23 protein-coding genes are annotated in these 20,565 nt (G+C 66.9%); 14 read left to right on the top strand and 9 right to left on the bottom strand.

Annotated features, from left to right (window positions below; translation table 11 throughout):
* Positions 1 to 3 precede the first annotated feature (3 nt).
* The gene (locus ACRCUN_RS02130) at positions 4 to 999 is read right to left on the bottom strand and encodes a GlxA family transcriptional regulator (protein ID WP_462139994.1); all 996 of its coding nucleotides are present in this window, start codon (positions 997 to 999) and stop codon (positions 4 to 6) included.
* Positions 1,000 to 1,128: 129 nt separating this feature from the next.
* On the opposite strand from ACRCUN_RS02130, the gene ACRCUN_RS02125 reads away from it, so the two are divergent.
* A complete protein-coding gene (locus ACRCUN_RS02125) occupies positions 1,129 to 2,058 on the top strand; it encodes a TIGR03620 family F420-dependent LLM class oxidoreductase (RefSeq protein WP_462139993.1) in 930 nt (309 codons plus the stop codon).
* Positions 2,059 to 2,109: 51 nt separating this feature from the next.
* Here the strand turns inward: ACRCUN_RS02125 and ACRCUN_RS02120 are convergent, their stop codons facing one another.
* Both ACRCUN_RS02120 and ACRCUN_RS02115 read right to left on the bottom strand, forming a co-directional pair.
* Positions 2,110 to 3,189 (bottom strand): NAD(P)H-dependent amine dehydrogenase family protein, encoded by a 1,080-nt coding sequence (locus ACRCUN_RS02120; protein ID WP_462139992.1) that lies wholly within the window; start codon positions 3,187 to 3,189, stop codon positions 2,110 to 2,112.
* Complete coding sequence (locus ACRCUN_RS02115; protein ID WP_462139991.1) at positions 3,186 to 4,217, bottom strand: Rieske 2Fe-2S domain-containing protein; 1,032 nt, start codon at positions 4,215 to 4,217, stop codon at positions 3,186 to 3,188. Before ACRCUN_RS02115 ends, ACRCUN_RS02120 begins: the two co-directional genes overlap by 4 nt.
* Positions 4,218 to 4,286: 69 nt before the next feature.
* Between ACRCUN_RS02115 and ACRCUN_RS02110 the strand changes: the two genes are divergently transcribed.
* The 8 genes from ACRCUN_RS02110 to ACRCUN_RS02075 are packed head-to-tail and all read left to right on the top strand — an operon-like array spanning position 4,287 to position 11,392.
* The gene (locus ACRCUN_RS02110; RefSeq protein ID WP_462139990.1) at positions 4,287 to 4,937 is read left to right on the top strand and encodes a TetR/AcrR family transcriptional regulator; all 651 of its coding nucleotides are present in this window, start codon (positions 4,287 to 4,289) and stop codon (positions 4,935 to 4,937) included.
* A gap of 48 nt (positions 4,938 to 4,985) precedes the next feature.
* Positions 4,986 to 5,849 carry a trehalose monomycolate transport factor TtfA gene (gene ttfA / locus ACRCUN_RS02105; protein WP_462139989.1) on the top strand — a complete coding sequence of 288 codons (864 nt, stop codon included), beginning with the start codon at positions 4,986 to 4,988 and terminating at the stop codon, positions 5,847 to 5,849.
* Between the two features lie 35 nt (positions 5,850 to 5,884).
* Positions 5,885 to 6,661, top strand: a complete 777-nt coding sequence (locus ACRCUN_RS02100; protein WP_462139988.1) for an SDR family NAD(P)-dependent oxidoreductase — start codon at positions 5,885 to 5,887, stop codon at positions 6,659 to 6,661.
* Between the two features lie 18 nt (positions 6,662 to 6,679).
* Positions 6,680 to 7,582 (top strand): hypothetical protein, encoded by a 903-nt coding sequence (locus tag ACRCUN_RS02095; RefSeq protein ID WP_462139987.1) that lies wholly within the window; start codon positions 6,680 to 6,682, stop codon positions 7,580 to 7,582.
* The gene (locus tag ACRCUN_RS02090) at positions 7,575 to 8,219 is read left to right on the top strand and encodes a TrmH family RNA methyltransferase (RefSeq protein ID WP_462139986.1); all 645 of its coding nucleotides are present in this window, start codon (positions 7,575 to 7,577) and stop codon (positions 8,217 to 8,219) included. Before ACRCUN_RS02095 ends, ACRCUN_RS02090 begins: the two co-directional genes overlap by 8 nt.
* 15 nt (positions 8,220 to 8,234) lie before the next feature.
* Positions 8,235 to 9,332 (top strand): glycoside hydrolase family 76 protein, encoded by a 1,098-nt coding sequence (locus tag ACRCUN_RS02085; protein ID WP_462139985.1) that lies wholly within the window; start codon positions 8,235 to 8,237, stop codon positions 9,330 to 9,332.
* 9 nt (positions 9,333 to 9,341) lie between these two features.
* Positions 9,342 to 10,493 carry an XdhC family protein gene (locus tag ACRCUN_RS02080; protein ID WP_462139984.1) on the top strand — a complete coding sequence of 384 codons (1,152 nt, stop codon included), beginning with the start codon at positions 9,342 to 9,344 and terminating at the stop codon, positions 10,491 to 10,493.
* Positions 10,490 to 11,392 carry an LLM class F420-dependent oxidoreductase gene (locus ACRCUN_RS02075; RefSeq protein WP_462139983.1) on the top strand — a complete coding sequence of 301 codons (903 nt, stop codon included), beginning with the start codon at positions 10,490 to 10,492 and terminating at the stop codon, positions 11,390 to 11,392. The genes ACRCUN_RS02080 and ACRCUN_RS02075 overlap by 4 nt, the downstream gene beginning before the upstream one ends.
* On the opposite strand, the gene ACRCUN_RS02070 is transcribed toward ACRCUN_RS02075, so the two are convergent.
* Positions 11,389 to 12,102, bottom strand: a complete 714-nt coding sequence (locus ACRCUN_RS02070) for a DedA family protein (RefSeq protein ID WP_462139982.1) — start codon at positions 12,100 to 12,102, stop codon at positions 11,389 to 11,391. The two genes, ACRCUN_RS02075 and ACRCUN_RS02070, sit on opposite strands and share 4 nt — an antisense overlap.
* Positions 12,103 to 12,173: 71 nt before the next feature.
* On the opposite strand from ACRCUN_RS02070, the gene fbaA reads away from it, so the two are divergent.
* Positions 12,174 to 13,211 (top strand): class II fructose-bisphosphate aldolase, encoded by a 1,038-nt coding sequence (gene fbaA, locus ACRCUN_RS02065; RefSeq protein ID WP_085145451.1) that lies wholly within the window; start codon positions 12,174 to 12,176, stop codon positions 13,209 to 13,211.
* Positions 13,212 to 13,776: 565 nt separating this feature from the next.
* On the opposite strand, the gene ACRCUN_RS02060 is transcribed toward fbaA, so the two are convergent.
* Positions 13,777 to 14,349, bottom strand: a complete 573-nt coding sequence (locus ACRCUN_RS02060; RefSeq protein ID WP_462139981.1) for a CHAP domain-containing protein — start codon at positions 14,347 to 14,349, stop codon at positions 13,777 to 13,779.
* Between the two features lie 9 nt (positions 14,350 to 14,358).
* A complete protein-coding gene (locus tag ACRCUN_RS02055) occupies positions 14,359 to 15,186 on the bottom strand; it encodes an Rv0361 family membrane protein (RefSeq protein ID WP_462139980.1) in 828 nt (275 codons plus the stop codon).
* Between the two features lie 79 nt (positions 15,187 to 15,265).
* Here ACRCUN_RS02055 and ACRCUN_RS02050 point away from each other — a divergent pair, with 79 nt between their 5' ends.
* On the top strand, positions 15,266 to 15,682 hold the full coding sequence (locus tag ACRCUN_RS02050) for a DUF3151 domain-containing protein (protein ID WP_462139979.1): 417 nt from the start codon (positions 15,266 to 15,268) through the stop codon (positions 15,680 to 15,682).
* A gap of 2 nt (positions 15,683 to 15,684) precedes the next feature.
* On the opposite strand, the gene ACRCUN_RS02045 is transcribed toward ACRCUN_RS02050, so the two are convergent.
* The gene (locus ACRCUN_RS02045; protein ID WP_462139978.1) at positions 15,685 to 16,581 is read right to left on the bottom strand and encodes a cation diffusion facilitator family transporter; all 897 of its coding nucleotides are present in this window, start codon (positions 16,579 to 16,581) and stop codon (positions 15,685 to 15,687) included.
* A 90-nt stretch (positions 16,582 to 16,671) separates the two neighbouring features.
* On the opposite strand from ACRCUN_RS02045, the gene ACRCUN_RS02040 reads away from it, so the two are divergent.
* Positions 16,672 to 17,175: a hypothetical protein gene (locus ACRCUN_RS02040; RefSeq protein WP_462139977.1), complete on the top strand. Its 504-nt coding sequence runs from the start codon at positions 16,672 to 16,674 to the stop codon at positions 17,173 to 17,175.
* Here the strand turns inward: ACRCUN_RS02040 and ACRCUN_RS02035 are convergent.
* Both ACRCUN_RS02035 and ACRCUN_RS02030 read right to left on the bottom strand, forming a co-directional pair.
* A complete protein-coding gene (locus tag ACRCUN_RS02035) occupies positions 17,172 to 17,951 on the bottom strand; it encodes a site-2 protease family protein (protein WP_462139976.1) in 780 nt (259 codons plus the stop codon). The two genes, ACRCUN_RS02040 and ACRCUN_RS02035, sit on opposite strands and share 4 nt — an antisense overlap.
* Positions 17,952 to 17,980: 29 nt before the next feature.
* The gene (locus tag ACRCUN_RS02030; RefSeq protein WP_462140120.1) at positions 17,981 to 18,565 is read right to left on the bottom strand and encodes a hypothetical protein; all 585 of its coding nucleotides are present in this window, start codon (positions 18,563 to 18,565) and stop codon (positions 17,981 to 17,983) included.
* Positions 18,566 to 18,644: 79 nt separating this feature from the next.
* On the opposite strand from ACRCUN_RS02030, the gene ACRCUN_RS02025 reads away from it, so the two are divergent.
* Positions 18,645 to 19,940 carry an adenylosuccinate synthase gene (locus ACRCUN_RS02025; RefSeq protein ID WP_067853351.1) on the top strand — a complete coding sequence of 432 codons (1,296 nt, stop codon included), beginning with the start codon at positions 18,645 to 18,647 and terminating at the stop codon, positions 19,938 to 19,940.
* Positions 19,937 to 20,563 (top strand): PaaI family thioesterase, encoded by a 627-nt coding sequence (locus tag ACRCUN_RS02020; RefSeq protein ID WP_462139975.1) that lies wholly within the window; start codon positions 19,937 to 19,939, stop codon positions 20,561 to 20,563. The genes ACRCUN_RS02025 and ACRCUN_RS02020 overlap by 4 nt, the downstream gene beginning before the upstream one ends.
* Positions 20,564 to 20,565: the final 2 nt, after the last annotated feature.

Here is a 20,565-nt window from a genome sequence, read left to right as displayed (position 1 = left end):
CCGTCAGCCCGAGTTGGCGCGACGAGCTGTACTGAACTGGCGTTGGTAGGCCGCTGGGCTGATCGACAGTTTTCTCGCGAACACCCGTCGCATGCTCTCGTAACTGGGGAAGCCGGCGCGAGCCGCTGCCTGCGTCGCGGTGTGCCCTCGATCGAGCAGTGCCCTGGCCATGTCGAAACGGATGGTCTCGACGTATCGGGCCGGTGTCGTGGACAGTTCATCGTGGAAGAGCCGCGTGAGGTGCCGCGTGCTCACGTTGAGGTGCTTCGCGAGTTCGGCGAGCGAATGGTCGCCTTGCGGGTCCGCCGTCACCAAGTCGATGACCTGCCGTAGGGCTGGAGAGCGCGGCGGCGGGCCTTGCAGCGGAGCGGAGAACTGTGACTGGCCGCCGGAACGCTGCATGTACACCACCAGAGCGCGGGCGACGTCGCGGGTGAGGTCCGGCCCGTGGTCTTCTTCGACGAGTGCGAGCGCCAGGTCGATCCCGGCGGTCACGCCCGCCGACGTGTACGTGTTGCCGTCACGGACATAGATCGCGTCGGGTTCGACCTGGCATGTCGGGCACCGAGCCGCGAGTTCGCGTGCGACGTTCCAGTGCGTGGTCGCACGCTTACCGTCGAGGAGTCCGGCAGCGGCGAGGATGAACGCGCCGGTGCAGATCGACGCGACGCGGCGGGCTCTCGTTGCCGGAACCCCTGCGGCTTCGGCCAGAGTCGACGGCACCGGAGTCCGCGGATAATTGTCGGAGCCGGGCACGAGGTACGTGTCTGCTGCCGGCTCAGCGTATACGTCCTGATCGACTGCGATCCCGAAACCCAGGTTGGACGTGACGTCCTCGCCCGTCGGCGACAGCAGCACGATCTGGTAATCGGCACCGAACCGGTTCGCCGTCTTGAACACCTCCGCCGGACCCGCGACGTCCAACAGGGTCACACCGTCGTAGACGAGGATCGCGACGCGGCGCGGGCCCGGCTTCGCGGCAGCGGTCGACGCAGGCATAACCACGAGTGTGCACCCTTGGTGCCGACGGTGCGTCAGGGTCGGCCGCAGAGCCGAATTCCCGCCCTGAGTGCACACTCGACGCCCAGCCGGGATTTGGACTTGCTGGTCCAAAAATATAGCGCCACGATGGTCGTGGCGACAAAAAAGACATGGAGGCGCGCAGTGGAGCTCGGAAAGTACGGCGTGTGGCAGCCGGCGCATGCGACCACACCGGACATGGCCAAACATATAGAGAGTCTTGGGTTTACGGCGCTGTGGTTGGGTGGACCGGAAGCCGATCTGGCAGGAATCGACGATCTCCTCGCCGCGACGGACAACCTGGTCGTCGGCACCAGCATCTACAACATCTACCGCGGTGACGCGGCGACCTTGGCGGAGGCCTACCGCCGTATCGAGAACAAGTTTCCCGAACGGCTGCTACTCGGCATCGGCGTGGGCCATCCGGAACAGACGAAAGGCTATGGCACGCCTATGGCCACGCTGAAGGCGTTCCTCGATGACCTCGACACCGGGGGATTACCCGTTGAGCGACGCGCGCTTGCCGCACTGGGCCCCAAGATGCTGGACCTGGCGCGCGAGCGCGCGGGCGGATCTGTGCCCTATCTCGTCACTCCCGAGCACACCCGCCGATCCAGGGCGGCGCTCGGTCCGGAGAAGTTCCTGGCTCCCGAACAGAAAGTGGTGCTCGAGCCGGATGCCGCTCATGCCCGCGCGCTGGCCCGGCCGCGAATCAAGCACCCCTACTTGGGCCTGGTCAACTACCGAAACAACCTGCGCCGTTTGGGATTCACCGACGACGATCTCGCCGATGACGGCAGTGACCGCCTGATCGATGCCCTTGCCGTTCACGGCGAGCCCTCCGACATCGCCCGGGGATTGCGCGCGCATCTCGATGCCGGAGCCGATCACGTTCAAATCCAGCTGGTGAGCGCGAATTCGGCACCGCACCCCGTGATACCTGACGTGCTGCTGCAGGTATATGACGACGCTGCCATGCGCCTGTACGAATCGGTTGCCGACGCATTGGGCATCACGCCGGGCCAGTCTCTTGGCTGAGTGGCTCTCGGGTCCTTCGGAGATCGAGTGTGCACACTCGACGCCCACGGATCAGAGCGCGAACCGCCCGGCGAAGCCGCGCAGCGGAACGTCGGCACTCGTCAGCAACCCGGGCGGTGCCTTGACCACCGACGCGATCGCGTTGAGCGCGGGCAGTCCCGTCACGGTCATGCCGATCGAGGCGAAGGAATCTGGGTCCGAAAGGTCGACACCGGGCTTGGGGAAGATCATGTGCTTGTTGTAGACGCACGGATCGCCCTTGATCTGAGTGATGTAGCAGCCCTTGATATCCCAGCTCGGATCGGTGTGCGGGGTCATCTGCCATTCGAGGTGGGTCTCGACCCGAGGCACGCCATCGATCATGCCCTGGTACTTGATGTAGTTACCGCCCAGCGATCCTTTCGGCAGCTGGTACCAGCCCAGGTCGACGTCCTTGGTGCACGCTCCGAGCTCGTAGCCGAACTTCACCTCGTCGAGCGTCAGGCCGAAGCAGTCGGCCATCATCAGAACGCTGTCGGCGAACACCCGCGTGTACTTCTCGAGCTTTCCGGGGATCGACGGATCGTCGACGGGCAGGCCGTAGCCGACCTCGATCCAGGTGTCCTTGCTGTGATGGCATGACACGTCGACGGATTCGATCGTGGTGACGTTCTCGATCTCGGCGACGTCGGCCGAGCACACCACGCCGAGAATCTGGTTGAGCCCGGGATTCATGCCCGTTCCGTAGAACGTAGAACCGCCCTTTTGACAGGCCTCGGCCAGCAGCTGCGAGACGGCCTTACCCGACGGGTGTGGATGGTTGGTGTCGCGGTGCCAGCCGGTGATCCAGTCCGCGGTGGTGACGATATTGATGCCGGCCTCAAGGACTTTGACGTAGAGATCCTCGTCCGGGAACACACCGTGGAACGTCAGCACGTCGGGGCGCGCCGCGATGATCTCGTCGATCGAGCCGGTGGCTGTGACCCCGATGGGTCCAATCCCGGCGATCTCACCGGCGTCACGGCCGACCTTTTCGGGTGTGTAGCAATGTAATCCGATGAGTTCGAGGTCGGGGCGCTTGCCGATGCGCTTGATCATCTCGGTGCCGACGTTGCCCGTCGCCACCTGGAACACGCGGATCTTCGAGGTCATAAAGTGTCCACTTTCCTCACTCTTGCGAGGTCTGCGGCGGATCCGCCCAGACCGTCCGGATAAAATTGCATGGCCCACTTGCGGATTGCGGTGAAGCCTTCGTATTCGGCGGTCGCCAGCGCGGGCGGATCGGAGTAGCGCTGGTGTGACCAGATGTGGATGTCCTGGGTGAACTGCCGGATCACTTCCTCGCCGAACTCGGCTGCCTTGCTGGCCGCGCGCGGGGTGTCCTTGCCAGGTGTGCGCCCGATATAGACCATGAACCGAACGTCGGACGTGGACTCGTCGACGGGCGTGACCGCCGAGATGGTGCGGTTGTCGATCATGCCCCAGCTCTTGGTGACCGCGATGCCAAGACCGCCGTTGACGGCCTCGACGCCGCTGCGCACGTCGTCGATGGTCTGGTTTTCGTCGCCCTCGAACGTGATCGTGAAGTCGACGTAGGACACCGGATCGGCGAAGTCGTGCCGCGTGAACACCGGCACGATCGGCGTCTGGTGCACGAACTTGAAGTGCGCGAAGTCGACGCCGTTCTCCAGTACGTACTGGGGGTGCAGTTCGAGCGCTTCGCGGTACAGCCGCTGCTGCGGGTAGTAGTCGGCGGCGCTGCTGCCGTCGTTGAAGGACGCGAACACGTCCGGTGCATCGAAGAACGGCTCACGGCCTTCGACGTCGTGCCAGATGTAGATCGCTTCGTTGCGCTCGACGACGGGGTAGGTCTTCATGCGCCTGCCGCGGTTGGGCCGGTCTTGATACGGGATGCAGACGTTGCGGCCTTCGGCGTTCCACTGCCAGCCGTGGAACGGGCACTGGATGACCTCACCCACGACGTGACCGCCGAACCCCAGGTGCGCGCCGAGGTGCTCGCAATAGGCGTTCATCACCGTGACCTGCCCGGATTCCGAGCGCCAGGCCACCATTTCCTCGCCGAAGTACTTCATCGCGTGGACCTCACCGACGCCGACCTCGTCGGACCACGCGACCTGGAACCATCCCGTCGGTTTCATCGACAGCGGTGGCTTGGCCATGACCTGAATCGTAGGAGCATCTGTGAAACTTTGGAAGAGGGTTCTATGAAACTGGGGTAGTCTGCGGAGATGACCGAGGTCACCGCGCGTCGCACCAATCGACGCGGCCTCGCCACCCGCGAGAACATGCTGGAGGCCGCGCTCAAGGCACTGGCCACCGGCGACCCGGGAGCGGTGTCGGCCAACCGCATCGCCAAGGAGATCGGCGCGACATGGGGTGCGGTGAAGTACCAGTTCGGCGATATCGACGGCTTCTGGGCCGCGGTGCTGCACCGCACCGCCGAACGTCGCGCGGGTGTGCTTGGTCGCCACGACAGCGGTGCGCCACTGCGGCAACGTGTCGCCGGAATCATCGACATGCTCTACGACGGCCTCACCGCGAGCGACTCACGTGCGATCGAGAACCTGCGGGCAGCGCTGCCGCGCGAACGGGCCGAACTCGAGCGGCTGTATCCCAAGACGGCCGCCGAATTGCAGTCCTGGGGCCAGGGCTGGCTTGAGACCTGCCAGCAAGCTTTCGCCGATCTTGATGTGGACCCCGAACGCGTGCGGGAGGTCGCCTCGCTCATTCCCGGTGCGATGCGCGGCATCACGTCGGAGCGGCAACTCGGCACCTATTCCGACCTGGACCTGGCGCGGCGAGGCCTCGCGAACGCGATTGTGATGTACCTCGAGGACTCGGGGTCGGGGCGATCTGAGCAACCAGTAACCGGGTTGTGACCTCACAGAGTTAAGGCATTTGCGCTACCAACACGTAGGCTAGGCCCGATGGTCCCGCTCTGGTTCACGCTGTCCGCACTCTGTTTCGTGGGTGCGGCCGTGTTGCTGTACGTCGACATCGATCGTCGACGCGGTCTGGGGCGTCGCCGTAAGTCGTGGGCGAAGTCGCATGGCTTCGACTACGAGCACGAGTCGGACGAGATCCTCAAGCGCTGGAAGCGCGGGGTGATGTCGACCGTCGGCGATGTCACGGCCAAGAACGTCGTGCTCGGCCAGATCCGTGGCGAGGCGGTGTTCATCTTCGACATCGAAGAGGTCGCCACCGTGATCGCGCTGCACCGCAAGGTCGGCACCAACGTCGTGGTCGACCTGCGGCTCAAAGGAATCAAGGAGCCGCGCGAGAACGACATCTGGCTGCTCGGTGCGATCGGCCCCCGAATGGTGTACTCCACCAACCTCGACGCTGCCCGCCGCGCGTGCGATCGCCGGATGGTGACATTCGCCCACACCGCGCCGGACTGCGCCGAGATCATGTGGAACGAGCAGCACTGGACGCTCGTCAGCATGCCGGTCACGAGCACCCGCGCCCAGTGGGACGAGGGTCTGCGCACGGTGCGGCAGTTCAACGATCTGCTGCGGGTGTTGCCGCCGGTTCCGCAGAACGGCGCGGCGCCGGCCGGCCAGCCCACCCAGCCGCCGCTCGCACGGCGTTCCGGCTCGCCCAGCCGCCCGCTCGCGCCGACACCGGCGGGCCGGCGTGAGCTGCCGCCGGCACGTGCCGACATGCCGCCGAGCCGTGGTGACGTGGGCCGATACACCCAGCAGCGCCCCGACGTCGGCCGGTCGGATTCGATCCGCAGGCCTCCGCCGCCGGCCCGCAACATGCGTCAGGCGCCGCACTACCAGCGCTAGCCGGGCCGCATCGGGGGTTCAGTACCCTCTAGGGCATGTCCCGCCCCGTCGCGCTGATCACCGGACCGACATCGGGGCTCGGCGCGGGTTTCGCCCGGCGATATGCGCTCGAAGGCTATGACCTGGTGCTGGTAGCGCGAGACGCGGAGCGGCTTGAACTACTCGCGGGCGAACTGCGGCATGAGGCCGGTGCGACGGTCGAGGTGTTGCCTGTCGATCTGGCGGTCGCCGCCGACCGCGCGAAGGTCGCCGACCGGCTGCGGGCCGGGGTGCGCGTCCTGGTGAACAACGCGGGTTTCGGGACAGCCGGTGAGTTCTGGACCGCCCCGTTGGCGCAGTTGCAGGCTCAGCTCGACGTGAACGTGACCGCGGTGATGGAACTGACGCATGCCGCGTTGCCGTCGATGCTCGAGGCGCGGTCCGGCACCGTCATCAATGTCGCTAGCGTCGCCGGTCTGCTGCCGGGCCGGGGGTCGACGTACTCGGCGTCCAAGGCGTGGGTGGTCGCGTTCACCGAAGGGCTGGCCAATGGGCTGGGCGGCACCGGGGTCGGCGTGCACGCGCTCTGCCCGGGTTTCGTGCACACCGAGTTCCATGCCCGGGCCGGCATCGACATGGCGGGGACGCCGTCGTTTCTGTGGCTTGAGGTCGATGACGTCGTCCGTGACTGCCTGGCAGGTGTCGCCGGAGGCAAGGTCGTCATCGTGCCAGGACTGCAATACAAAGCGCTGACCACCGGCGGCCGGATGATGCCGCGAAACCTGGTCCGCGCGATAACGAAGGTGGTGGGCAAGGGCCGTGAGAGAACCTGAGGCACAACCCCTTAACCGGTGCGGGCGCTGATCGGTGCGGTGACGGCGATGATTCTCGTCGTCACCGCGACGGTCACCGGCTGCTCGTCGGATGACTCACCCGCGAGCACGTACGAGGCGCAGACCGTGCCGGTCGGGGAATCGCTGAACCTGCTTGGTTGGACGATCACGACGTCTAACCTGCGTTTCGACGCCGAGCACGTGCTGGTCGATGTCGAGGCCTCGGCGTCCGGCGGCGAGCACGCCAAACCCGAGGACATCCGGTTCGGGCTGTATGGCGCGCTGGCGCATCCGATCGAGGCCAACGCGATCGGCGGCTGCACCGGCGTGACCAGCCTGGCGCTTCGGCCGCTGTCGGCTCCTTCGCCCGACAAGCTCAGCGGCACAGTGTGTTTGGGTCCGCTACGGGATCAAAGCCAGGTGCGCGGTGTCTATGCGTATTCACCGCGGGAACGGATCGCAGGCACCACCGTGGCCTACGCCGCGGCATTTCCGGTGGGCGTCCTGCCGACCAACGTCAATGACACGGGCTTGACCATCAAGACGTCGAGCGTCGATGGGTTCAGCGCCGACGGTGCGCAGTTGGCGCCGACGGCAATCGGTGAACCCGACGCGTTCACCGGCAACGGGTACATGCTGCTCGGACTCGAAATCGATGGCCTGGCACCACGTTACCGTGATGATTCGGCACGGCGCGGGGGACCGCTCATGGTGGTCGCGGCCCCGACTCTGCCGCCGCCGGGTCTCAGCCATGCCTGCTCGGTGTACGGCGCATCGGTGCTCGTGTTGCCCGATGCCTCGCGTGACGCGGTGAACCTGCGGGCATCGCTGGGCACGCAAGGCGAGATCAACGCCGCGCTGCTGTACGCGACGGTGTCGGTGATCGGCACTCAAGCCGCACTGTGGACCACCGGTGACTGACCCCGTGGGCCCCACCGAGTGGGGAGAGAGTCCCGGCGTCGGGCCGTGGGTCGGCCCGCTTCCCGATGATCCGCGCTACGACCCCGAACTGCTCCGATCCGGCGACACCCGCAATGTCGTTGATGCATACCGGTATTGGAAGCGCGAGGCGATCATCGCCGATATCGATCAGCGTCGGCACCGGTTACACATCGCGATCGAGAACTTCGGCAACGACGCCAACATCGGCGCGGTGGTCCGCACCGCGAACGCGTTCGCCGTCGACACCGTCCACATCGTCGGACGGCGGCGCTGGAACCGGCGTGGTGCCATGGTCACCGACCGCTATCAGCGGTTGCGCCACCATGACACCACAGCCGAACTGCTCGAGTTCGCCGCGGGCGCCGGGCTGACGGTCGTCGCGGTCGACAACGTCCCTGGCGCGGTGCGGCTCGAAGAGACTGAGCTGCCGCGGGACTGCCTGCTCGTATTCGGTCAGGAGGGCCCCGGCATCACACCTGACGCGCAGGCAGGTGCGGCGCTGACGGTGTCGATCGCGCAGTTCGGGTCCACCCGCAGCATCAACGCCGGCGTCGCGGCCGGGATCGCGATGCACGCCTGGATCACTCGACATGCTGACATTTCGGAGGCCTGGTAGGGCAGGATCGTCGATATGGATCAGCTATGGGCTAACCGTGCGGCCAGCGCAGAAGCTGCGATCACCCAACGACATCTGAAGAAACTCTGGGGCCTTCCTGGCACACAACTGGGTGTGGTGGCCTGGCCATCGACCAAGAAGTACCGCAATTTCGGTACCTGGCATTACTGGTGGCAGGCGCATCTGCTGGACTGCCTGATCGACGCACAGGTGCGGGATCCGCAGCCGGAGCGGAAGGTCCGAATCGAGCGGCAGATTCGGGCGCACTGGCTGCGCAACACCGGATGGACCAACGACTACTACGACGACATGGCCTGGCTGGCACTGGCCGTCGAACGGGCCGGGCGGCTCGCCGGTGTCGAGAAGCCCCGCGCACTCAAGACACTGTGCGAGCAGTTGGTCAACGCCTGGGTGCCCGAAGACGGCGGCGGCATCCCGTGGCGCAAACAGGACCAGTTCTTCAACGCCCCCGCCAACGGGCCTGCCGGGATCTTCCTGGCCCGCTACGACGATCGGTTGCGCCGGGCCCAGCAGATGGCGGACTGGATCGACGAGACGCTGATCGATCCCGACACCCATCTGGTGTTCGACGGCATCAAGGCCGGCTCGATGGTGCGTGCGCAGTACACGTACTGCCAGGGCGTGGTGCTCGGACTGGAGGTCGAACTCGCGGCCAGGACCAACGACAGCAGGCATGCCGAGCGGGTCCGCCGACTGGTCGCCGCGGTCGAGAAGGAAATGACGACCGACGGCGTCATCAAGGGTGCGGGCGGTGGCGACGGCGGCCTGTTCAACGCGATCACGGCCCGTTATCTCGCGTTGGTGGCCACCACGCTGCCCGGGGACGCACCCGAGGACGTCGCGGCTCGCGATACCGCGCGCTCGATCGTGCTGAAGTCCGCCGAGTCGGCGTGGGACAACCGCCAGACCGTCGACGGCCTGCCGCTTTTCGGCGCGTTCTGGGATCGCACCGCCGAATTGCCCAGCGCGGCCGGCAAAGAGGCCGAGTTCGTCGAAGGCGCGGTCAATGCGTCGGCGATACCCGAACGCGACATGTCGGTGCAGGTGTCCGGCTGGATGCTGATGGAGGCCGCGCACACCCTGGCGGGTTAGGTTGTCACCGTGCGCGACGTGCTGAGCGAGCTGTTGGCAGTCTGGCGTGCCGGCGACACGGCGGGCTTGGCGACGGTGGTGCGGACGTTCCGCTCGGCGCCGCGCCCTGCGGGCGCCGCGATGGTCGTCGCACCCGACGGAACGGTCAGCGGCTCGGTGTCGGGCGGATGCGTCGAAGGCGCGGTGTACGAGCTCGCCGGCGAGGTGGTCGCCGACGGCGCGCCGGTACTGCAGCGCTACGGCGTCAGCGACGACGACGCGTTCGCGGTCGGGTTGACCTGCGGCGGTGTGCTCGACGTGTTCGTCGAGGCGGTCTCGCGACGGACCTTTCCCGAACTGGAATCGCTGGTCGACGACATCGAGGCGCACCGGCCTGCGGCGACGGCAACCGTCGTCGCCCATCCCGACCCCGCGTGGGTGGGCCGTCGACTGGTCATCCGCACCGACGAGGTCACCGGCACGCTCGGATCGGCGCGGGCCGACGCCGCCGTCACCGACGATGCACGCGGCCTGCTCGACACCGGCCGCAGCGGCGTGCTGACGTTCGGTCCGGACGGTGAGCGGCGCGGCGAGGGCATGGACGTATTCGTCGCCAGCTTCGCCCCGCGCCCGCGCATGCTGGTGTTCGGCGCCATCGACTTCGCCGCGGCGGTCGCGCGGCAGGGATCCCTGCTCGGCTATCGCGTCACGGTGTGCGATGCGCGCCCGGTCTTCGCGACCAAGGCCCGGTTCCCGACCGCCGACGAAGTGGTCGTCGAATGGCCCAACCGCTACCTGGCCGCTCAGGAGGCCGCAGGCGACATCGACAGCCGCACGGTGATCTGCGTGCTCACGCACGACCCGAAGTTCGACGTGCCGCTCCTCGAGGTGGCGCTGCGCCTACCCGAGGTCGGCTACATCGGTGCGATGGGCTCGCGGCGCACGCATGAGGACCGGCTGGCCCGGCTGCGCGAGGCCGGCCTGAACGACGACGAACTCGCGCGGCTGTCGAGCCCCATCGGCTTGGATCTCGGTGCGAGAACACCCGAGGAGACGGCGGTCTCGATCGCCGCAGAGATCATCGCCCAGCGCTGGGGCGGCACCGGCCGGCCACTCGCCGACACCGGTGGCCGTATTCATCACGAACACAACGAGTCAAACGAATTGAGGAGTGGTCAGTGACCGAACGCGCCCGTATCGATTTTCCCGCCCGCATCGGGGTGTGGTGGGCCAGTGACACCTGGTCGATGCCCGAAGCGCAGCAGGTCGCGCGGGACATCGAGGCACTCGGCTACGGGTCGTTGTTCCTGCCCGAGGTCGTGGGCAAGGAAGCCTTGACGCAGTCGGCAGCCTTCCTCGCCGCAACGGACCGGCTGGTGATCGGTACGGGGATTGCCAACATCCACGTCCGGGTGCCGTCGGCCGCCGAGTCCGGCGCACGCACCCTGACGGCGCTCTATCCGGGCCGGTTCGTGCTCGGCCTCGGCGTCAGCCACGGCCCGCTGGTCGAACACGGGCTGGGCGGGACTTATGCCAAGCCGCTGGCCACCATGCGCACCTACCTCGATCGGATGGCCGCGGTGCCCGAACAGATCGAGCCGGGCGTCGGCCGCCCGCCGCGACTGCTGGCCGCGCTCGGGCCGAAGATGATCGAGCTCTCCGGCACCCACGCCGATGGCGCGCATCCGTATCTCGTCACGCCCGCACACACCGCGACCACCCGGGAGATGCTCGGCCAGGACCGTTGGGTGGTTTCCGAGCAGGCCGTCGCCATCGGCGGTGACGAGGCCGACCAGCTCGCCCGCGCGCACACCCACCTCGAGGTCTACAGCGGGCTGCCGAACTACCGGAACTCGTGGCTCCGTCAGGGCTTCGACGAGTCGGATCTGGTGCGGGGCGGGTCAGACCGGCTGGCCCGCGGGCTTGTCGGGATGGGCTCGACCGAACAGGCCGCCGCGGCGATCACCGCCCACCTCGATGCGGGCGCCGATCACGTCGTCGTGCAGGCGCTCGGCGAGAATCCGACCGCCGATCCGCGCCCGGCGTTGCGGGAACTCGCGGGGGCGCTCGGCCTCGGCTAGGACGCCTCGGCCGCGGTGGCCTCGGTCGCCGCGGCCCGCTTGGCGGCGCGCCGCCGCTTGTACCACTCGATGAACATCGGGGCCACCGATGCCACCACGATGAGGATGAAGATCGGTTCCAGCAGCTTCTGGATGATCTCGAAACTGCCAAGCCAGTAGCCGAGCAGGGTCAGGCCGACGCCCCAGATGACCGCGCCGAGGACGTTGAAGAAGGTGAACACCGGGTAGCGCATCTTTGCGGCGCCCGCGGTGATCGGCGCGAGGGTTCGCACAATCGGGACGAAGCGTGCGATGATGATCGCGAACGGGCCGCGTTGTTCGAAGAAGACGTGGGCCTCGTCGAGGTACTTCTGTTTGAGCACCCTGGCGTTCGGTTTGAACATCGAGGTGCCGATCGTGCGACCGATGAAGTACCCGACCTGGCCGCCCAGGACTGCCGCGATCGGAATGCCCACCAGCAGGTGCCACAGCTCGAAGTTGGCTTGCATGGCCTCGCCCTGGGCCGCCGTACCTGCGGCGAGCATGCCCGCCACGAACAGCAGCGAGTCGCCGGGCAGGATCGGGAACAGCACACCGGACTCGACGAAGACGACGACAAGGATGCCCACCAGGGCCCATGTCCCGAAGTAACCGATGAGGTTGATCGGGTCCATGAAATCGGGCATGAGCGCCAGATTGGTCGTAACCTCTGGGAGGGCGGTGTCGATCACGACTCCCAAGGGTACCTGGGGCGTGCCACCGGCCAATTTCTGCAATAAAAGACCTCGGAAGGAAATTTCACATGCCTATCGCCACGCCTGAGGTCTATGCCGAGATGCTGGGCCGGGCCAAAGAGCATTCGTTCGCGTTCCCGGCGATCAACTGTGTGGGTTCCGAGAGCATCAACGCCGCCATCAAGGGTTTCGCCGACGCGGGCAGCGACGGCATCATCCAGTTCTCCACCGGAGGCGCCGAGTTCGGCTCCGGCCTCGGCGTCAAGGACATGGTGACCGGCGCGGTCGCGCTGGCCGAGTTCGCGCACGTGATCGCCGAGAAGTACCCGATCACCGTGGCCCTGCACACCGACCACTGCCCGAAGGACAAGCTCGACACCTACGTGCGCCCGCTGCTGGCGATCTCCGCCGAGCGCGTCGCGGCCGGACGCAACCCGCTGTTCCAATCGCACATGTGGGACGGTTCGGCCGTCCCGATCGACGAGAACCTCTCGATCGCGCAAGAACTGCTCAAGCAGGCCGCGGCCGCCAAGATCATTCTCGAGGTCGAGATCGGCGTCGTCGGCGGCGAGGAGGACGGCGTTGAGGCCGAGATCAACGAGAAGCTCTACACGTCGTCGGAGGACTTCGAGAAGACCATCGACGCGTTGGGCGCCGGTGAGCACGGCAAGTATCTGCTGGCGGCGACGTTCGGCAACGTGCACGGCGTGTACAAGCCCGGCAACGTGGTGCTCAAGCCCGAGGTGCTCGCCGAGGGACAGCGCGTTGCCGCGGCCAAGCTCGGATTGGGCGACGGCGCAAAGCCTTTCGACTTCGTGTTCCACGGCGGCTCGGGTTCGCTGAAGTCCGAGATCGAGGATTCCCTCAAATACGGCGTGGTCAAGATGAACGTCGACACCGACACCCAGTACGCGTTCACCCGGCCGGTCGCCGCGCACATGTTCACCAATTACGACGGCGTGCTCAAGGTCGACGGCGAGGTGGGCAACAAGAAGACCTACGATCCGCGCAGCTACCTGAAGAAGGCCGAGGCCTCGATGTCCGAGCGTGTCGTGGAGGCGTGCAATGACCTGCACAGCGCCGGCCGCAGCGTGACCGGCGGCTAGTTCTCGTCCTGCCCGCCTTTGAGCGACAAAGTCGCGGAAACCGCCTCGCCAGTCGCGTGGGTCACTTGGGCACCGCAGGCCGGACCTCGTCCGTCACGTATGTCGCAAGAGCCTCTTGCGCAACGGTTTTCGGCCTGCCCGCCTGTCAGCGACATTGTCGCTCGCCGGCGGACAACGGATGACCTTGGTCGTCGGCGATATTCGGCGTCTACGCCGAGGACTGCTGCCACATGGTGGCTGTTGATCCTCGGCCTAGTGGCAGATCGCTGCGCCAGTAACGCTGTGGCGGCCGCAGGCCCGAATCTCCGCCGTAGCGTTACTCGCGTGAACTTCTCGAATACCGGTGGTTTCGAGGGGCATTGAATGACCACCTGGTCAGCGACACTGTCGCTGTAAGGCGGGCAGCGAAAAACGCGTTACTCAAGTGGCCTTCGAGGAGAGTGTGGCAGGTGATGTCTCCGATGTGGGGTGGCTGCGAATGGTGTTACGCAAGAGACGTTTTCCGCGACATTGTCGCTATTACGCGGGCGCATCGACTATGTGCCCGCAGCGCGGTGGCGACGCTTCAGGCCAATCGCCCGTAGCCGAGGAGCCAGGGCCCGGGGTCGATCGTGCGCACCTTGATGTCGCCCTCTTCATTGCCGCCGACCGTGGTGATCCCGTTATCGTCCACGGCGAGAACGAAATTGGTGTGCAGGCCGAGCGGGCTGCCGTCGGCGTAGAGTGCCACGTCGCCGGTCTGCGGACGATACCCATCGGGTGCCTCGAAGCGCCCCGCCGCTTGGTAGTACTCCTGCAGCGTGTACACGCCGGGGATGCGCCAATGGCCCGAATGCGGGTTCGACAGCGGCCGACCCGCTTCATTGAGCACCCAGCTGACGAAGTCGGCGCACCACGGCTCGTCGACGCCCTCGGAGTACGTCGTACCGGCCGGCTGTGCGTCGTACTGAGCCTGCAAGAGGTCGACGATGCGTTGCTGAACCGGGCTCAGGGCGGCGCGGTCGAGAGCGGGGAAGTCCGGTCGCAGACTAGGCGCGCTGATGCGCGAATCGCGGAACAGAACCGCCGCCACCCCAACCGCAGCGACCGCCAACACCGCGCACAGCGCGAGCCAGAGCCGAGATCCCCCCTTGGTCACCGCCTCAGGTTAGCCAATGGGTGCCTGGCAGATCTTCCACTGATCGTCCTGGAACTGCAGGTCGAAGCTGCGGGTCGAGCGGGTTTGCGGCGCGAAGGCCATGAAGGTCGTGACGTTGGCCTCGGCATGGTCACCGTTCACCACCACCTGGTCGATGCTGGCCACCACGGGGTACTGCTTGGCCGCGGCCACGCGGGCGTGGGTCTCGTCCCAAGCGCGCTGGTCGTAGTTGACGTAGTTCTCGCGCGTACTGCCGCACGTGATCGAGCGCAGCTTGGCCAGATCCCCGTTCTGGATCGCGACGTCGAAGTCCTGGATGGTCTCGCGGACCTTGTCCTCCTGTGAGGACAGGGGCGAGGAGTTCCGGGTGAGCAGAACCGTGCCGAGCACCGCGATCGCGACCAGGGCCGCGATGACCAGCACAACGGCCACCACCCAGCCCCAGCTGCGCCGGGCGGTCGGCGGCGGTGGCGGCTTGGGTGCGTCGTCTCGCGGTGGAATGACTTGCGGCGCGGCATTTTTCGGTGTCTCGGGGACGGTCGGGGCGTCCGAAGGCGGCGCGAACACCTCGGTTTCGGGATCCGGTGGGGTGTCGATCTTCTGCGTGGAGCCGTCGAAACCGGACGGCGCGGTGTAGCGACGCTCATCGGCCTGCTGCACCGCCTCGGTCACCGCCGTCGGCGAGCCGATGATCTCGGTGGCCGGCTCGTGCTCGGCGTCCACCACGAAGTGTTCGGTCGGCGCATCGGCCTGTTCGGCGGTGGGTTTGGTCGGCTCCGTCGGCTCGTCTGCTCCTTCCGGCGTGTTGTCCTCGTCCGGTCCCGATGGATTCGACATCCCTGCTGCGGTCCTCCCGTAAGTCGCTATCGGTGGAGCTTATCGGTCGGCGTGCGATGGGCCCGTGCAGAATGGGGACATGACACGCATGGGTGATCTGTTAGGACCGGAGCCGGTGTACCTCCCGGGCGACCCTGCTGCCGAGGAGGAACTGGCTGCCGGGGAGAAGGCGGCCGTCGTTGCCGCCGCGCACCCATCGGCGTCGATCGCGTGGGCCGTGCTGGCCGAGTCCGCGCTCGCCGACGACAAGGCCGTCACCGCCTATGCGTACGCGCGCACCGGCTACCACCGCGGGCTCGACCAACTGCGTCGCAACGGATGGAAGGGCTTCGGCCCGGTGCCGTTCAGTCACGAACCGAATCAGGGTTTCCTGCGCTGTGTGGCCGCGCTGGCCAAGGCCGCCGACGACATCGGCGAGACCGACGAGTTCCAGCGCTGCCTCGACCTGCTCGACGACTGCGATCCGGCCGCGCGCGCGGAACTCGGGCTGGCCTAGCTTCAGAACTTCGCTTCGCACTTGCAGTCGCCCGCGGAATCAGGCGGCTCAACCTGCACAGTGGCGTGTTCGAGACCGTGTGCGGTCAACACCGCGCGCGCATCATCGAGCACCCGCGCGGCGTCGCCGCTGCTCGTCAGGTGTGCCGTGACCATGTCCTTGCCGGGCACAAGCGTCCACACGTGCAGGTCGTGCACGCCCGTCACGCCGTCGACCTCGCGCAGCGCCGTGCGGAGTTCTTCGACGTCGATATGGCTTGGCGAGGACTCAGACAGGATGCGCAGGGCCGCGCGGGCCAGCGCGATCGCGCGCGGCAGTACCCACAGCGCCACGAGTACGGCGACCACGACGTCGGCGTAGGGCCATTGCGTGGTCACGGTGACGATGCCGGCGATCAGGACGCCGATGCTGCCGACGGTGTCGGCCACCACCTCCATGTAAGCGCCCTTGACGGCGAGGCTGTCCTTGGAGTGCGAGCGCAGCATCATGACGACGACGGCGTTGGCCACGAGCCCGGCAAGCGCCACGACGATCATCGGTACGCCGGGAACTTCTGGGGCGTTGCCGAACCGTTCGAATGCCTCGTAGAGGATGAAGCCGGCCACGCCGAGCAGTAGTGCGGCGTTGGCGACCGCGGTGAAGACCTCGGCACGATGCCAGCCGTATGTGCGAGCGGGCGAGTTGCTGCCGCGGCGGGCCAGCAGCACCGCGGTCAGGCCCATGAACATCGCGACCAGGTCGGTGAGCATGTGGCCCGCATCGGCCAGCAGCGCGATCGAATTGATCCACAGTGCGGTGACCAATTCGATGACGAAGAACGCCGACAGGATCGCGGCGGCGATGACCATCCGGCTGACGCGCGTATCGGTGTGATGACTGTGATCATGGCCGGCGCCCATGTCCGCAATATATGCGGAAGTTCGCATATGTCGCAAGTGTCGCCCGGCGCGTGGAATGGCGTGCCGACGCGGCTCGTTGCCCACAGTGGCATGACACACGACGGAATGACACACGACGGCGGCCCCGCACTTCCGCAGCCCGCCTGGCCGGCCGATGACGCCGCGCCCGCCGGACTTCGCGAACCCGGTACCCCACTGACCAGACTGGCCGCGCGCATCGCGCCATGGCGGTACGACCGCAAGCTGCTGACCGGCGTCGCACCCGAACCGGGCAGCGCGCTCGCGGTGCATGTGGCTCGCTCGACCTCAGATGGCCAGCGCCGTCAGATCGCGTTGACCCTGCGGGTCGTGCTGCGTGAACTGCACCGGGATCCGACGTTGTATTCGGCGCGCGTCCCGCTCGACGACGACACCGTCGGATCGGCCGTAACGCTCGTCGACGAGATCAGGGAACGCCTGGAAGCGCCGTGTCCGGTGCGCGCACACGGCATGGCTCGGCTGCGGATGCTGCTGTCGAACGGCGCAGGCCCGTTCTGCCGCGAGGGCGCAGGCGATCTGCGTGCGGAACTGCGTGCGGTGCTGGCCGAGCTCTAGAGCCAGGCCGACCAGAACCGGGTGAGCTGCCCGCCCACCGACACCAGATAGCTCGACACACCCGAGAAGTCGAAGAACCAGTAGACGATGCCGAAGAACCAGCGGTTGAGCGCAGGCGCGATCAGCAGGATCAGCAGGATGAAGAAACCCCACTGCTTGACCGGCTCGAGCGCACGCTGGGTTTCGGGCTTCAGATGCGGTTCGAGCGCGCCGTAGCCGTCGAGACCCGGGATCGGCAACAGGTTGAGCACCAAGGCCGTCACCTGCAGAAAACCCAGGAACGCCAGGCCGGACCAGAACACCCCGTGCGCCGGGTCGTAGAACGCGCGGGTGACCCCGAGCAGGATCACCGCCAGCACGAGGTTCGCCGCCGGTCCGGCGAGGCTCACCAAGGTCTTCTGGCGCGCCGTCATCCACGATGTGCGCAGGTACACCGCCCCGCCGGGAAACCCGATACCGCCGAGCGCGATGAACAGCACCGGCAAACCCAGCGACAGCATCGGGTGCGTGTACTTGAACGGGTTGAGCGTCAGGTAACCGCGAAGCTCCACGTCATGGTCGCCGAACCGCCACGCGGTATAGGCGTGGCCGAACTCATGCAGACACAACGACACGAGCCAGCCGGCGACGACCAGGATGAACACCCCGACGTAGGACAGCGGGCGCACGGCGTCGGCGGCCATCCAGGCCAGCACTCCGCCGCCGATGGTGATTGCGACGACGGCCAGAAAGATCGGGCTCGGCCGTACCGATTGATGCAGCGGGCGGATGTTCACGATTCGACGCTACCGGCAGGTGGCAAGGGCTATCCGACGCGCAGCCAGCCCTCGGTGTGCCGGTAGAACGTCGAGCGCCGCGTCTGCCGGGCCGCGGGCACTCCGTCACGGATCACCTGGGCGCCGGTCGTGCCCAGTTGGGCGGCGCGTCCGCTCACCCAGCCGCGGGGGCGCCCGCGCGCAGACAGCACCGCGGCGCGCAGGCCGGGCTGGCTCGACGTCGGCTCGACGCGCACGCCGGGCGCGTCGCCGTCGAACAGGACGGCGTCGTCCACGACCGCCTCGCCGTGCAGGGGCGCACCGTCCAGGCCACGCCATTCCGCGGCGGACACGATCACGGTCCCGGTCTCGTCGCGGATCAACGGAACGCGTTGCGCCGCGCCGCTCAGCGCACGGCGCGCCGACCAGCCCGACCGTGCGTGCGCGACCTCGATGTCGAGGCGATCGGCCTTCAGCAACCTGGTCAGCACCGCGGCCAGATCAGCGCTCGGTCCGGTCACGATCACACGGCGATGGGCTTCGATCTCGTCGATCGCGACCGTCGGAAGGTCTCGCAGCGAGCGGGGCACCGGGCCCGAACCGACCACCACGACGCCACCTGAGGTGGACAAAATGTGCTCCTCGCGTGTGCTGGGATAAGGTGACCTACCGGCTGCACCACTTTAGGCGCGGAGATAGGCGGGAGATTACGCCATGCCGGCAATCGTGCTCATCGGTGCCCAATGGGGCGATGAGGGCAAAGGTAAAGCCACCGATCTACTCGGTGGACGTGTGCAGTGGGTAGTTCGCTACCAGGGAGGCAACAACGCCGGGCATACCGTCGTGTTGCCGACCGGGGAGAACTTCGCACTGCACCTCATACCCTCGGGCATCCTCACGCCCGGGGTCACCAACGTCATCGGCAACGGTGTGGTGGTCGACCCTGGCGTGTTGCTGACTGAGCTCAAGGGGTTGGAGGAGCGCGGGGTCGACACGTCGGGTCTGCTGATCTCCGCCGACGCGCATCTGCTGATGCCGTACCACGTTGCCATCGACAAGGTGGTCGAGCGCTGGGCGGGCAGCAAGAAGATCGGCACAACGGGTCGCGGTATCGGCCCGTGCTACCAGGACAAGATCGCCCGTATCGGGATCCGCGTCGCCGACGTGCTCGACGAGACGCTGTTGGCGGAAAAGATCGAGGCCGCATTGGAATTCAAGAACCAGGTGCTGGTCAAGATCTACAACCGCAAGGCGCTCGAGCCGGCCGAGGTGGTCGAGAACCTGCTGACGCAGGCCGAGGGCTTCAAGCACCGCATCGCCGACGCCCGCCTGCTGCTCAACCAGGCGCTCGAGAACGGCGAGACCGTGCTGCTGGAAGGCTCGCAGGGCACCCTGCTCGATGTCGACCACGGCACATATCCATTCGTGACGTCGTCCAACCCGACCGCCGGTGGGGCAGCGGTGGGATCGGGAATCGGGCCGACCCGCATCACCACCGTGCTGGGCATCCTCAAGGCCTACACCACGCGCGTCGGCTCGGGTCCGTTCCCGACCGAGCTGTTCGACGAGCACGGTGCCTACCTGGCCAAGACCGGCGGCGAGGTCGGCGTGACCACCGGCCGCGCGCGCCGGTGCGGCTGGTTCGACGCCGTCATCGCGCGCTACGCGACCCGGGTCAACGGCATCACCGACTACTTCCTGACCAAGCTGGACGTGCTGTCAAGCCTGGAGACGGTGCCGGTGTGCGTGGGCTACAAGGTCGATGGCAAGCGCACCGACGAGATGCCGATGACGCAGTCCGACATCCACCGGGCCGAGCCGATCTACGAAGAGCTGCCCGGCTGGTGGGAGGACATCTCGGGGGCACGTGAGTTCGACGATCTGCCCGCCAAGGCCCGCGACTACGTGCTGCGGCTGGAAGAACTTGCCGGAGCGCATGTTTCGTGCATCGGCGTTGGTCCGGGTCGCGAGCAGACGATCGTGCGCCGCGACATCCTGGCGGCGAAGTGACCGAATCGAGCGATCCCGACTACGACCACCACGGCGGCTTCCCGGTTTTCGAGGCCGCGCAACCGGGCCCCGGATTCGGGCGGTTCGTCACGGCGATGCGCCGAGTTCAGGACCTCGCGGTTTCGGCCAACCCCGACAGCGACACGTGGGACGACGCCGCCGACCGCGCCGAGGAACTCGTCAAGCTGCTCGACCCGTACGAGGCGGGCGAAGGCGTCGGCCCGGCGAACCGGGTGCCGTCGTTGCCCGGTGCGGGCAGCCTGCTCATGCCGCCGTGGACGATGTCGAAATTCGAGCCCGACGGCGTCGAATTGCACGTGCAGTTCAGCCGTTTCCATGTCGGCGGCAACTACGCCGTACACGGCGGCGTGCTGCCGCTGTTGTTCGACTCGGTGTTCGGCATGGTCATCCACGCTGCAGGCAGGCCGATCAGCCGGACCGCATTTCTCCACGTCGATTACCGCAAGGTGACGCCGATCGACACGGTGCTGACCGCACGCGGATGGGTGCGGGAAGCCGAGGGACGCAAGGCGTTCGTCAACGCCGAATTGCGTGACGCCGACGAGAATCTGCTCGCCGAGGCAAACGGCCTGATGATCAGATTGCTGCCCGGCCAGCCCTGACC

It is taken from the genome of Mycobacterium venezuelense (assembly GCF_054919535.1).
Note: the sequence above shows the minus strand (reverse complement) of the source record. Positions and strands in the feature narration are given on the sequence as shown.